Source organism: Ilyomonas limi (assembly GCF_005233845.1).
Taxonomy (GTDB): Bacteria; Bacteroidota; Bacteroidia; order Chitinophagales; family Chitinophagaceae; genus Ilyomonas; species Ilyomonas limi.
On record NZ_SZQL01000013.1, the window covers coordinates 119,488 to 133,532 of the forward strand.

Below are 14,045 nucleotides of genomic sequence, written 5' to 3' on the forward strand. Positions count from 1 at the left end.
GGCTGATTTTTGCACTGTTTATATACACTGTTACAGAAAATTGTTCACTTTATGAGCAGGTGTACACACTAAAGGTTTTGAAAGTTTGACTTCTCACAGTGAGTTCTTATTTGTCACTTTTTTCTTGATAAAAAAGTAACCAAAAAGTATGAATGTACTGATGTTTTACCAATGGTATTCATAAGAGCGCTGCGCTTAGTTATTTCGTGAACTACTATTTTCTTTTGCCTCAATGAGCCACTCCGTGGGTTCAAGGATTGCATGATCGCTCCGCGCATCCGTCCGGGCATGCGCCTCCACTTACACTAATTGCATCTCTGTTTTAGATGAATGGCCTGGCTGGCAATGATTCCAGGAGCATCGGTGTATTCCCTACTAAGGTTGAAATTAATTTATGTAACCGTGTAGTAAGGCTAATATGGTAGTGTCTCAGTTTGAAATTTAATGCTCGACCGCGCAATAGCCCTGCACTTTGTTTATTACAACTGATGCAACATTCTTATAAACATATTTTACATTTATATACTGTTTATTTTAACGGGAGTTTAAGTTTTAATGCTGCTGCGAACACCACTAATATCTATATTCTCATAGACACAGATAAAATCATTTATATTTATTAATAAATCAACTTCCGGTATCCGCGATTTTGATAATAAATTAAATTCGGTTTCAATTTTGTTTCCACGTTTCTTTACCTAATCTTATGAACACACCTAACGATCAACCGGAAAAACAACCTATTACCAATCATGCTGCCCTTCCTGTTGTTGCTTTGGGCGCTTCTGCCGGAGGTTTAGATGCCATCGTACAATTACTCAGTGTGCTTACAGCAGATACAGGCATGGCTTATGTAATCATCCAGCATCTTGCCCCCACGCATGAGAGCATGCTGTCTTCCATTCTTGGTAAACATACCAAAATGACGGTACAGGAAGTAACAGACCGGGTACTGGTGGAGCCTAATGTTGTTTATATCATCCCGCCCGGTAAAGACATGGAAATTATAGATGGTCATCTTACATTAGCTCCCAGGACTGCAAAGCTGAACATGCCCATTGATAAATTCTTTATTTCACTGGCTGAAGTAAAAGGCAGCGACGCTATTGGAATAGTGCTTTCCGGCGCTGCTACAGATGGCACAGCAGGGTTGAAAGCAATCAGGGAAGCAGGCGGATTAACCATTGTTCAGGATGATTCCGCCAAGTTCCAGAGCATGCCTAAAAGTGCTATTGCGGAAGGGGTAGTAGATTTGGTGCTCCGCCCCGAAGACATTGCCAAAGAATTAATAAAGATTAGCAGAAATCCTTTTGCACGGAAAAGCCTGGACGATGCTGGTGAAGAGAAGGATAACAACGATGAAGAGGTGCAGCATATTTTTAAACAACTGAAAGAATATGCAGGCGTTAATTTTAATTTTTACAAAGAGACAAGTGTATACAGGCGCATGATACGCCGCATGCTGATTATAAACCTGCAATCATTTAAAGATTACAACAACTATCTTAAAGAGCATAGGGAAGAATTGAACCTTCTGTACGATGACTTACTGATAAATGTTACCAGGTTTTTCAGAGAACCTGAAACAAATGAATATGTAAGCAGCACTTTACTGCCACACATACTAAAAAATAAAAAGAATAACGAACCTATCAGAATATGGGTGCCTGCCTGCGCAGCAGGTCAGGAAGTGTATTCGCTGGCTATGCTGTTGTTAGAAACAACAAATACCCATAAGCAGAAACCTGTGATACAAATTTTTGGAAGTGATTTAAGCGAAAACTGTATAAAAAAAGCAAGAATAGGCGTCTATTCAAAAAATGAAGTGGACAATATTCCGCCACCACTGCTTACGCGGTATTTTGATGCCATAGATGTAGGCTACCGGGTTAAAAAAACAATCAAGGAACTATGTTTGTTTACCAGGCATAATGTTTTGACTGATCCTCCTTTTTCAAGATTGGATCTCATTAGCTGCTGTAATTTCCTGATTTATCTAAAAGCGGAAGGACAACACAAAGTAATACATACTTTTCATTATGCGCTGCAAAACGATGGCTACCTGGTATTAGGCAAATCTGAAACCATTGGCAACGCTACTAAATACTTTAAATATGTAGGTAATGAATTCAAGGCAAATATTTATATAAAAGAGTTTTACAAACGGGCTTTGTTACTAAACCAAACCTTTTTAAACGATAATTTACGGGTACAGGATAGCGAAGAAAAGCAGAAAATAAACAGCATTCCAGGTGCAGCTCCTTTAAACCTGGCTGTAGATCACCTGCTGCTGACACAATTTATTCCTTCCAACGTGGTCATCAACAAAGAAATGGAAATATTGCAGTTCCGGGGGTCAACCAGCCTGTACCTGGAACCAGCACAGGGAGCAGCCTCCTTTAACCTGTTGAAAATGGCACGTACCGGGCTAAAAGTTGAACTCAGGAATGCTGTTTTTAAATCTATGAGAAGCGGTCAGGCTGCTAAAAAGGAAGGACTGGAATTTAAATTCCAGGATGTTAGCTACAAGTGTGATATAGAAGTAGTACCGCTACATATCGTTCCCGATGAAAAGTATTATTTGGTATTATTCAAAAATACACCAGCCAGTGCCTTGTCAGAACCTGCTACTAATAAACGTAAAAGCGGAAGAGAAAAGGAACTGGAAAAAGAGCTTCTGGTTATAAAGGAAGACATGACCACCATTATTGAAGAGCGGGAAGGTGCTATAGAAGAATTACAAACGGCTAATGAGGAGATTATTTCAACCAATGAAGAACTGCAAACAATTAATGAAGAGTTGCATACTTCAAAGGAAGAAATGGAATCAACCAATGAAGAGCTTGCTACCATTAACGACCAGTTGATGCTGCGCAATGAGCAGTTGAATGAATTACAGAATTATACAGATGGCATCGTAGCAACTATTGCTGAAGCGATGATTGTGCTTGATAAAAACCTGGTAGTGAGATCAGCTAACCAGAGCTTTTATGCCCTTTTTAAAACCAGCCCGGAAGAAACAGAAGGCTTTTACCTGTTTGATTTGGGTAATGGTCAATGGAAGATACCGCGGCTAAAAGAATTGTTGCTACAGGTTATACCACAGAGAAATGAAATCTATAATTTTAAAGTAACACATGAGTTTCCCCGCATAGGCAATAAAATTATGATGCTCAATGCAAAGTTGTTATCGCAAAAGATACATAGCCAGGAACTGATCTTTTTAGCTATACAGGATATTACTGCGCATGTGGAGGCAGAGAAAATAATCCGGGAAAGAGAGGAATGGTTTAACAATATGGCTAATAATGCTCCGGTGATGATCTGGGTGGCGGGAAAGGATAAGACAATAACTTTCTTCAATAATACCTGGTATGCCTTTACAGGCAATACCGCTTCCGAAAACGTGGAAAATGATTGGATGAAGGCTATTCAAAAGGAAGATGTAGAGCGTTATCTCACAGCATATAATGAATCGTTTGATAGTCAACAGCCGTTCACCATAGAATATCGTTTGAAACGGTATGACAGCGTTTACAGATGGGTGCTTAATCAGGGAAAACCTACTTATGATGGAAGTAGTAATTTTACCGGATATATTGGCACCTGTACAGATATAGATGACCAGAAAAAAATAGCAGAAAAAAAAGATGAGTTTATAACTATTGCCAGCCATGAATTAAAGACTCCTTTAACCACTGCAAAAGCTTATGTGCAGTTATTAGAAGACCTTCTTAAAGAAAACGGCAACGAAGAGATCATTACATTTTTGCATAAAACCAAGGTCTCCATTGAAAAGCTAAACCAGTTGATTGGACAATTGCTGGATACGACCAAATTGCAGAATGGCAAAATGACCCTGAATATCACTGAATTCAATTTTGAAGACCTGTTTATTGAAACAATTGACTTTATACGTGCATCACACCCTAAATACAATATAACGGCTACAGGTAATGCCGGTACTACAATACATGCAGATTATGAACGCCTGCAACAGGTGATCACCAATTTATTAACTAATGCTGTTAAGTATTCTCAATCGTCTGAAAAGATTGAAATACATGTTGGGGATAGCAATGATGAATTACTGTTTTCAGTAAGAGACCATGGTGTTGGTATTCACCCCAATAATCAAAAGAATATTTTTGAGAAGTATTACAGAGAGGCTGAGAAAACAACTCATTATCCCGGCTTAGGGGTTGGGCTATTTATTGCCGCGGAAATAATTGAACGCCATCATGGACGTATATGGGTAGAAAGCATGGTTGGAGAGGGATCTACATTTTACTTTACCATACCCCTAAAAAGGTCATCAGGTGATTAGAATTGTACGTTTCTCTACCTATGAAACTCTTAGCTCAATAGATTGTCCTGCATCGTAGGAGTAACAGATATTATTCTTTATTGTGAGGTCAAGTATTAAATTTCAAACTGAGGCGCTACCTAAAATTTAGTTGTTTAAAAAATAAGATATAATACAGCTTTATTCTTCCTGGTGTCTTTGCGCCTTCACAATTATCATTATTTCCACGTAAATCCTGTTTGATAGGTAATGAAAATTTATTGGTAAAATACATAGCTATTTACCAATTTCAGATTAATATCTCTGAACGCTTACTTCTTTATAAAAGCAATACTCCTGCTCCGGCATCACATATTTATGCTATTGAAACAGCTTCATCAGCCATCTATTTTTGCAGTACACAATTCAACCTAAACCCTGAAAAAAACACACAGATTATGAAACATGTTAGAATGTTGGTGCTGGCAATAGCAGTTATCTTTTTTGCAGCTTCGTGCAGTAAAGACAAAGGCGACAAGCCTGCCGATAATGCCTCTATCAAAGGCAGATGGAATGTAAGTTCTATACTTACTATTGAGCCCGACGCCGAGCCTTATACTTACACCGGACAAAATGGTGACTTTGTAGAATTTAAAGAAGACGGCACCATGTCGTCGAGTGTGGATGGCTACGAGCAAACGGTAGATTATGAAATAATAGATGCTACACACGTAAAAGTAGATGGCAGTGTTACCGAAGTAAAGGAATTAACAAATAGTAAACTGGTAATGCTTGATCCGGCACACGAAGGACAACCCGAAGATATTACTTACACACTTACCAAATAAATATTCACATACATAGCAAGTAAAAAGTGAGGCTGCAGACCTCACTTTTTGTTTTTAATCTGTTTAGCCACGAAGATGATAAGGTTAATTATATTTAAATATTTACGCTGCGATACAAGAATACAAAGCACGTAAATAATACAGTTGATACAACTTTGTGCCTTTGTTCCTTCGTGGCAATATCATTAATGAAAGAATAAATACCCGATACAAATAGCGGAAATTACCCCAATCAAATCGGCTGCAATGCCTGCCCATATTGCATAGCGCACATTCTTGATACCTACGCTGCCAAAGTATAAAGCAATAATATAAAAAGTAGTATCGGCAGAACCTCTTAATACACTTGCCATTTTACCCACGAAAGAATCGGGACCATACGCCGGGTTTTTAAAAATATCCAGCATCAGTCCGCGGGCGCCGCTGCCGCTAAAGGGCACCATGATAGATACGGGCAATGCCGGTACAAAATCGGTATTCAAGCCAGCTAAATGAATGATATAAGCAATGCCATCGGTAAGATACCCTAATGCACCGCTATCGCGAAACACACGAATGGCAACCAGCATTCCAACCAAGTAGGGTATGATTTTAAGTACCACATCAAAGCCGTTTTTGGCACCATCAATAAATGTATCAAACACCGATACTTTTTTGTAGGCACCGCCTGCAATAATGAGGATAATAATAGTAAGCAATATCAGATTACCGGAGATATTGGTGAAGATATTACGCGCAGCATCACTCAATGTACTTACAAGTAATAAAAGTGCTGCAATAATAGCTGCAATAGTCAGCAACCAGGCAAGCAACACCGCATCCCACTTTAATTTTTGCCTTATTCCAACTATAATAATAGAAGCTAAAGTAGCTACCACTGTACCTGCCACACAAGGAATAAAAACACTTGTTGCATCGGTAGAGCCGGCCGCCACGCGGTAAGAAATAACAGATAAAGGAATTAAGGTTAAGCCACTTGTATGCAACACCAGAAACATGATTTGCGCATCGCTTGCTTTATCTGCAGAAGGATTAAGCGATTGCAAACTTTGCATTGCCTTCAATCCAAATGGGGTAGCAGCATTATCCAAGCCAAGCATGTTGGCACTGAAGTTCATCACCATCTCTCCCATTGCCGGATGATTGTCGGGCACCTCCGGAAATAAACGCTTTAAAAACGGGTTGAGTAAACGAGCCATCCAGCGGATAGCACCGGCTTTCTCTGCAATATTCATTAAACCCAGGAAGAAAACCATCGTGCCTGCGAGTGGAAAAGCAACATCGGTAACGGATGTTTTGGCTGCATCAAACAAGCCATCTGTAAGGGTCTTAAAAATAGTAGTATCGCCAAGCCAAATCCATTTATATAAAGCAATGAAAAAAGCGATAATGAAGAAAGCCATCCACACAATGTTGAGCGCCATAGGAGAAGTTTGAATGGTGGCTAAAATAAAGTTTTTAAATAAACTTGTTTTAAATTCATTTATGCCATCATCTTCTTAATTTAGATGCTTCTTACTCTAACGATAAAACGCCTGCCGCATGAACCTGGATAGAAATAACCGCCGTAAGCTCATTCTTGTATTTTTAGCCATTGCCATAACGCTAATGGCTTGTGCACAAACAAAAAAAGCAACTGCCGGCAAATTGCCGGTACCGGTGATTTTTGAAACAGACATGGGCAACGATGTAGATGATGCACTTGCACTCGATATGCTGTATAAATATCAGGACAGTGGATTGATTAAATTAATCCTCATTAGCACCAACAAAAACAGTCCATATTCTGCGCGCTATATTGACATTTTAAACACATGGTACGGCTATCCTGATATTGCAGTTGGAGAAGTTAAAAATGGTGCAAATTCGCAAGGTGATTCCCGAGATTATGCGCAAGCTGTTTGTGAATACACGCCAGCTTTTAGGCACACTAAAGATACCTTCCTCGAATCGGTGGCTTTGTACAGGCAAGTGTTAGCAAGCCAGCCTGATCAGGCAGTTATTATTATTTCAACAGGATTTTCTACCAATCTTGCACGTTTGCTGGATTCTAAAGGAGATACCTATTCGCCCCTGGATGGTAAAGACCTGGTAGCAAAAAAGGTAAAATTGCTGAGTATGATGGCTGGCAATTTTGAAGGTGATACGATGATTGAATACAATGTGCTGCGCGATGTGCCTGCTGCTAAAGAAGTATTTGAACATTTTCCTACCAAAGTAGTAACGAGCCCCTTTGAATTGGGCAACCAGATTCTGTACCCTGCCAGCAGTATAGAAAAAGATTTTAACTGGACCGCCGCACATCCTGTGGTAATTGCTTATAAAAGCTATTTACCCATGCCTTATGATCGTCCGACCTGGGATTTAACAGCGGTGTTGTATGCAATAGAAGGTGAGCAACCGTACTTCACTATCAGCAAGCCGGGAATAATACGGGTAGACGGGAAAGGATACACTTCATTTACTGCAAATCCGGCTGGCAACAGGCAATACCTGGAAGTAACACCAGAGCAGGCGGCAACTATCAAAAATCATTTTATTAAGCTGATTACTGCCAAGCCTAAACAGTTGCAGGAATAACTTTTAGAGTTAAATTCCTTCATCTCATTCCTTTGGTGAACGGAATGAGGATGATAATATTCTAATTCATTTTAGAATACGTTTTATGCCTTTATTTCCTTCATGCTTTCTGCTGCTGCATGAATTGTTTTATCCAAATCTGCTGTGGTAAGTGCATTGTTTAAAAACCAGCTTTCAAATGGTGATGGTGGCAAGTAAATACCACGGTTGAGCATGGCATGAAAGAACTGCTTGAATACTTCGTTGTTTGCGCTGGCAGCACTTACAAAATCAGTTACTTCGTGTGCGCTGAAATGCACGCTGATCATAGAGCCAAACTGGTTGATAACAAAAGGGATTTCGGATGAAGACAATGCCTGTTGCAAGCCATCTTTTAGATATATTGTTTTTTCTTCCAGTTCTTTATAAATGGATGGGTTTTCATTTAAAATACTAAGCGTGTTAAAGCCGGCAATCATCGCTACCGGATTACCGCTTAATGTGCCCGCCTGATACACATTACCCAGTGGCGCCACCATTTCCATGATATGTCTTTTACCGCCAAATGCGCCCACGGGCAAGCCGCCACCAATTACTTTACCATAAGTTACCAAATCTGCATCAATATCTAATACTTGCTGCGCGCCACCTTTTGCCAGCCGAAAGCCAGTCATCACTTCATCAAAAATCAACACAATATTATGCTCATCGCACAAAGAACGCAAGCCTTCGTGAAAGCCGGGCTTTGGTAAAATACACCCCATATTACCGGCTATTGGTTCCACAATAATGGCGGCTAATTCGTGTCCATGCGTCGCTGCTAATTGCTGTACCGCATCCAGATCGTTGTAAGCACAGGTGAGTGTATCGTTGCTAACACCGGCAGTTACACCAGGAACGGTTTGTATGTTTAAAGTAGCAACACCGCTACCAGCTTTTACCAAAAAGGAATCGGCATGACCATGATAACAGCCTTCAAACTTGAGGATTTTGTTTTTGCCGGTGTAGCCTCTTGCAACGCGAATGGCACTCATACAAGCTTCGGTGCCGCTGCTCACCATACGGATTAAATCTACATTCGGCACCATACTTTTTATTAGTTCTGCTACATCAATCTCCAGCTCTGTAGGTGCACCATAAGAAGTAGAGTGAACGGCTTGTTCTGTTATAGCTTTTACCACATCACCCTGTGCGTGACCTAATATCATTGGTCCCCACGAAGCAATATAATCTATGTATTGATTGCTATCAGCATCATATAAATAAGCACCTTTTGCTTTACTAATAAATACAGGATTACCACCTACACTTTTGAAGGCACGTACGGGCGAATTAACACCACCGGGAATGGAGGATTGTGCGCGTTGAAATAGCTCTATACTTTTATTAATATTCATATTTGCTTGTGAATTGTGAATAGTGAATTGTCAATGTTGTAAAATAAATGAGACATGGATTTTATTTAGAGGAAGTAGAAACGATTAATCCAGATAACAATTTAAATGTATTAATCATTAACTCGCCTAACTTTTGATTATCAAAGTTTGATAAATACTCTAAACCAGTTGCTATATCCAGAGCTGCATCAATTTCAATAATCGAACCTCTTGCAATCTCATAATATCTTATACGTTCTGCATGCGACTTTCTTGAGGCACCTTCTGCAATATTTAAATGAACAGATAGTGCAGCTCTTCGTATCTGCGAAATCATTCCAAATTTTTCATCTGCAGGCAGTACTTTAGTTAGTTTATAACATTCTAATACAAACGATCTGGAATAAGCATAAATGTCTAATTTCTGATGGTTTAATTTAAGAAACATAAATTCAATGTTTTATATTCGCAATTGACAATTCACTATTCACAAATAACCACTCACAACAACGCCACTGCATCTTTCGCAAAGTACGTTGCTATCAAATCGGCACCTGCTCTCTTCATAGAGGTCAATGTTTCTATAATGGCTTTGTTCTCATCTATCCAGCCCATTTTTGCAGCCGCTTTTATCATCGCATATTCACCACTGATATTATAAGCGCTTACAGGCACATGCACCGCATCTTTTACTTCACGTATAATATCCAAATAACTCAATGCCGGCTTTACCATTACAATATCTGCACCTTCTTCTACATCCTGCAATGTTTCTTTGATAGCTTCGCGGCGATTGGCATAATTCATCTGGTATGTTTTTTTATCACCAAAGCCGGGCGCACTATCCAATGCATCGCGGAAAGGTCCATAAAAACATGATGCGTATTTGGCGCTGTATGCCATAATACCTGTTTTAGTAAAGCCACTCTCTTCCAGTCCTTTGCGGATAGCACCAATGCGACCGTCCATCATATCGCTCGGTGCCACAAAATCGGCGCCTGCCTGCGCGTGGCTTACACTCATTTTTACTAAGGCTTCTACGGTTTCATCGTTTACTATTTCACCATTTTTTACAATCCCGTCATGACCATAAGAAGAGTATGGATCCAATGCCACATCTGTCATAATCAGCATTTCGGGTACTGCATCTTTGATGGCTTTTATGCTGCGTTGCATCAAACCATTTTCATTCCATGCTTCTTTGCCGGTGTTGTCTTTCCATTCGTCTTTACATTTTATAAACAACAAAATACTTTTAATGCCCATGCTCCACAAATCCTTTACTTCCTGTATGGTAAGGTCGAGTGAGCGACGAAAATAGTTGGGCATAGAAGGAATTTCATGTTGAACATCTTTTCCTTCATCTATAAAAAGCGGTACGATAAAATCGTTGGGTGTTAATGTTGTTTCTGTCACCAGGCTTCTGATAGCGGCATTGGTTCTTAATATCCTGTTTCGTTTTTGTAAATACATCTGCAACACTATTAATAGTTATACAATAATATACAAGCAAGGGCTGCAAAATTACATCGGTGTAGTTGTATAGCATTCGTAATATAAAGTATATAACACATTATTACATGCGAATGACATAGCTGGCAACTTTATCACTATATTTAATGACTACTGACAGCCTGTTGTATCTGGAAATATTTTTCTCTTCAGGCAACGTTCATTAATCCTATCGTATCATATAATACAGCAAGCAGGAAGATCTTCTTTGCAATCTGAAACTCATAACAAAACAAAATTCTGTACAAATGAAAAAATTAATGGTACCGGCAGCCATGCTCGCTGCTGTGGTAATGGTAGTGTCTTGCGATAAGGATAATGATAAACCAGCAAATACGACGCTTCAAAAGATTCAGGCGAAATGGAATGTAACTTCCATTAAGCTGGATGCTGGTGAAGAAGACTCCACTTATACAGGTGTAGCGGCTGATTATATTGACTTTCGTACCGATGGGAAAGTATATACCAATGTTGCTGGTGAAAAAGATACTACTGCATACTCGGTAGTGAACGACACAAAATTGGTAGTAGATGGCGATACTGCAGTAATCAAGCAACTGAGCAGCAGCCAGTTTGTATTTGAAGCAAAGGAGGCAATAGTAGAAGATACGCTTACTACTACTTATACGCTTAGTAAATAAGCATGGTGTGTAGCTATCTGATGCTACAAACAACAAGCATGTATGCTTGAACAAGCAACAACGGTTTCAATATTGGATTTAAGTAAAGGCTGCCTGTTATCTAACAGCGGCCTTTATTTTTTTGAATTCTTTATACTTTTTATCTACTTTTTGTAAAATGGATGCAGTGAATTACGGCAATTTTCTTGCTGTTCATTGTTTACTTTTACAGCATGAAAAGCAGCGTTTGTTTTCTCCTACTTCTGTTCAGTTTTACATCGGTATTGGCACAGCAAAAGTCCATCATAGGTAACGAAGTCAATCCTTTCTTTTATTCCATTACCAAATCAAAAGTATATTCAAAAGCAGCTGTGGTGTGCGCGCATCCGCTGGCAAGTGAAATTGGTGTTGCGATTATGAAAAGGGGCGGCAATGCCTTTGATGCCGGTATTGCTGTCAACTTTGCTTTGGCAGTGGTATATCCCGGTGCAGGTAATATTGGTGGCGGCGGTTTTTTGATGGCACGCCAAAGCGATGGTAGATTAATTGCATTGGATTACCGCGAAAAAGCACCTGCCAAAGCAAGTCGCAATATGTACCTCGATAGTGCAGGCAATGTAATCCCCGACTTGTCGATTAACGGTCATCTTTCGGCTGGCGTTCCCGGCACGGTGGCAGGCTTGTTTGCCATGCACCAATATGCCAAATTGCCCATGAAAGAATTAATTCAACCAGCAATTGATTTAGCCCAAAGGGGCTTTGCTATCACTGAGGCAGAAGCTGGCAGTTTAAATCATACTAAACAGGATTTTATACAATTTAATACCAGACCAACTGCTTTTGTAAAAGATAGTTTATGGAAAGCAGGCGATACTTTGGTACAACCAGAACTGGCACAAACGCTTATGCGCATAAGAGATAGCGGTGCAGCCGGTTTTTATGAAGGCGAAACAGCGCGCCTGATAGTGGAAGAGATGCAGCGTGGTAATGGTCTGGTGGATTATACTGATTTAAAAAATTACCAGGCAATGGAAAGAAAATCAATACAGTTCAATTATCGTGGTTATACAATTGTAAGCTTTCCACCGCCCAGCAGTGGTGGCTTATTGCTGGCAGAAATGCTGGGCATGATAGAATCATTCCCCATGCACGAATATGGTTTTGAAACGGTACGTAGTACGCAGCTGATGATTGAAGCAGAACGCCGCGCCTATGCTGACCGTGCAACCTATATGGGGGATCCCGACTTTTGGAAAGTGCCCGTTAAAACACTCATAAGCAAAGCCTATTTGCAGCAGCGCATGAAAGATTATGATTCGCTGCGCGCTTCTAAAAGCGAAAACATAGCAGCAGGCGTAATACACGAAAGCGAAGAAACCACGCACATCAGCATTATGGATAAAGATGGTAATATGGTAGCTATTACCACTACGCTCAATAATAGTTATGGCAGCAAAACAGTAGTAGGTGGCGCTGGCTTTTTGCTGAATGATGAAATGGATGATTTTAGTTCTAAGCCTGGTGTGCCTAATATGTATGGCGCCGTTGGTGGCGAAGCCAATGCTATTGCGCCCGGCAAGCGGATGTTGAGTTCTATGACGCCTACCTTAGTATTAAAAAATAATCAGCCGTATGTAGTAGTGGGTACGCCCGGTGGTACCACTATTCCTACTTCGGTTTTCCAAACTATTGTAGATATCATTGACTTTGATATGAGTGCAGCACAGGCAGTGAACAATCCAAAGTTTCACCATCAGTGGCTTCCCGATGAAGTGATGATTGAACCTGCTTTTCCGGTTGATACGCAAAAAGCTTTGGAAGGAATGGGATATACTTTTGCAAAACGTGGCGCCATTGGCAGAACAGAAGTGATTAAAGTAAATAAAGGTTGCATAGAAGCGGCTGCCGATGTAAGAGGTAATGATAGTGCAGCCGGATATTGAGGAGGATAAAACAAGATACAGGTTACAGGGAGAAACAATACAGGGAAAAAGAAATAAAGAACGAATGTGAGGGAAGACAAGTTATCAGAAACTTATTTGTAAAAGTGAAAGGATAAAAAATATAAAATACTTTCAACTGTTTGAAATCCCGATTTTAAAATTTTATAAAAAACAGTGTATGCAACTGGAAGAAGTTTTTTTGAAAGACATTATCAAGCGCTTTAAGATGTACAAAGAACTGGGAGATAAAACATTGGCGCAACTGAATGATGAAGATGTTGTTTATCAACCCAACGAACAAAGCAACAGCATTGCTATTATTGTGCAGCACCTGCATGGCAATATGCTGAGCCGCTTTACCAACTTCTTAACCGAAGATGGCGAAAAGCCCTGGCGTAAACGCGATGGTGAATTTGATAAAATTATTTTAACCAAAGCGGCAGTTGTACAACTCTGGAACGAAGGCTGGGCTTGCCTGATGAACGCATTAGCATCGTTGCAGCCGGCCGATTTGATGAAGACTATTTACATCCGTACCGAACCATTGCTGGTGTATGATGCGTTGCTGCGGCAATTGGCACATTATCCCAATCATGTGGGGCAAATACAATATATTGGTAAAATGCTGAAAGGTGCAGCCTGGCAACCGCTAAGCATTCCCAAAGGCAAAAGTGAAGACTTTAATAATAGGATGGCAACACAACCCAATACATAATTACGCGATCTGATGTTGTATAATCGGGGCTAAAGCCCGTAAATTATTATGCCTGCTTACTGTTATCCTGCATTAAAACGCAGGTTTTTTATGCTATTCTAATCTTCTTTTTATTATTTATTCAGGTGTTTAAAATTCCATTATAATCAATTATAATAATTTGTCATAACCATTGATTAATATACTT

The 14,045-nt window shown here is 39.9% G+C and carries 10 protein-coding genes; 6 read left to right on the plus strand and 4 right to left on the minus strand.

Annotated elements, in window-relative coordinates; all coding sequences use genetic code 11:
- Positions 1–706: 706 nt before the first annotated feature.
- On the plus strand, positions 707–4,327 hold the full coding sequence (locus FC093_RS15950; protein ID WP_137262803.1) for a chemotaxis protein CheB: 3,621 nt from the start codon (positions 707–709) through the stop codon (positions 4,325–4,327).
- Between the two features lie 416 nt (positions 4,328–4,743).
- A complete protein-coding gene (locus tag FC093_RS15955; protein ID WP_137262804.1) occupies positions 4,744–5,133 on the plus strand; it encodes a hypothetical protein in 390 nt (129 codons plus the stop codon).
- Between the two features lie 185 nt (positions 5,134–5,318).
- On the opposite strand, the gene FC093_RS15960 is transcribed toward FC093_RS15955, so the two are convergent.
- Positions 5,319–6,557 (minus strand): nucleoside recognition domain-containing protein, encoded by a 1,239-nt coding sequence (locus FC093_RS15960; RefSeq protein WP_137262805.1) that lies wholly within the window; start codon positions 6,555–6,557, stop codon positions 5,319–5,321.
- Between the two features lie 118 nt (positions 6,558–6,675).
- Here FC093_RS15960 and FC093_RS15965 point away from each other — a divergent pair, with 118 nt between their 5' ends.
- The gene (locus FC093_RS15965) at positions 6,676–7,713 is read left to right on the plus strand and encodes a nucleoside hydrolase (protein ID WP_137262806.1); all 1,038 of its coding nucleotides are present in this window, start codon (positions 6,676–6,678) and stop codon (positions 7,711–7,713) included.
- An 83-nt stretch (positions 7,714–7,796) separates the two neighbouring features.
- Here the strand turns inward: FC093_RS15965 and hemL are convergent, their stop codons facing one another.
- From hemL to hemB, 3 genes are all read right to left on the minus strand, one after another.
- Positions 7,797–9,089 carry a glutamate-1-semialdehyde 2,1-aminomutase gene (hemL, locus tag FC093_RS15970; RefSeq protein ID WP_137262807.1) on the minus strand — a complete coding sequence of 431 codons (1,293 nt, stop codon included), beginning with the start codon at positions 9,087–9,089 and terminating at the stop codon, positions 7,797–7,799.
- Positions 9,090–9,150: 61 nt separating this feature from the next.
- A complete protein-coding gene (locus tag FC093_RS15975; RefSeq protein WP_137262808.1) occupies positions 9,151–9,516 on the minus strand; it encodes a four helix bundle protein in 366 nt (121 codons plus the stop codon).
- A gap of 53 nt (positions 9,517–9,569) precedes the next feature.
- Complete coding sequence (hemB, locus tag FC093_RS15980; RefSeq protein ID WP_137262809.1) at positions 9,570–10,541, minus strand: porphobilinogen synthase; 972 nt, start codon at positions 10,539–10,541, stop codon at positions 9,570–9,572.
- 287 nt (positions 10,542–10,828) lie between these two features.
- Between hemB and FC093_RS15985 the strand changes: the two genes are divergently transcribed.
- The 3 genes from FC093_RS15985 to FC093_RS15995 all read left to right on the plus strand — a co-directional run bounded on the left by FC093_RS15985 (position 10,829) and on the right by FC093_RS15995 (position 13,858).
- Positions 10,829–11,221: a hypothetical protein gene (locus tag FC093_RS15985; RefSeq protein WP_137262810.1), complete on the plus strand. Its 393-nt coding sequence runs from the start codon at positions 10,829–10,831 to the stop codon at positions 11,219–11,221.
- Between the two features lie 212 nt (positions 11,222–11,433).
- Positions 11,434–13,143, plus strand: coding sequence for a gamma-glutamyltransferase (gene ggt, locus FC093_RS15990; protein ID WP_137262811.1), 1,710 nt, complete (start codon positions 11,434–11,436; stop codon positions 13,141–13,143).
- Positions 13,144–13,321: 178 nt separating this feature from the next.
- Positions 13,322–13,858, plus strand: a complete 537-nt coding sequence (locus FC093_RS15995) for a DUF1572 family protein (RefSeq protein ID WP_137262812.1) — start codon at positions 13,322–13,324, stop codon at positions 13,856–13,858.
- Positions 13,859–14,045: the final 187 nt, after the last annotated feature.

Coding starts and splice junctions, on each gene's coding strand:
- FC093_RS15965 (WP_137262806.1), top strand. CDS start 6,676: ATGAACCTGGATAGAAATAACCGCCGTAAGCTCATTCTTGTATTTTTA.
- FC093_RS15955 (WP_137262804.1), top strand. CDS start 4,744: ATGAAACATGTTAGAATGTTGGTGCTGGCAATAGCAGTTATCTTTTTT.
- FC093_RS15960 (WP_137262805.1), bottom strand. CDS start 6,557: ATGGCGCTCAACATTGTGTGGATGGCTTTCTTCATTATCGCTTTTTTC.
- FC093_RS15950 (WP_137262803.1), top strand. CDS start 707: ATGAACACACCTAACGATCAACCGGAAAAACAACCTATTACCAATCAT.
- FC093_RS15975 (WP_137262808.1), bottom strand. CDS start 9,516: ATGTTTCTTAAATTAAACCATCAGAAATTAGACATTTATGCTTATTCC.
- ggt (WP_137262811.1), top strand. CDS start 11,434: ATGAAAAGCAGCGTTTGTTTTCTCCTACTTCTGTTCAGTTTTACATCG.
- FC093_RS15985 (WP_137262810.1), top strand. CDS start 10,829: ATGAAAAAATTAATGGTACCGGCAGCCATGCTCGCTGCTGTGGTAATG.
- hemL (WP_137262807.1), bottom strand. CDS start 9,089: ATGAATATTAATAAAAGTATAGAGCTATTTCAACGCGCACAATCCTCC.
- hemB (WP_137262809.1), bottom strand. CDS start 10,541: ATGTATTTACAAAAACGAAACAGGATATTAAGAACCAATGCCGCTATC.
- FC093_RS15995 (WP_137262812.1), top strand. CDS start 13,322: ATGCAACTGGAAGAAGTTTTTTTGAAAGACATTATCAAGCGCTTTAAG.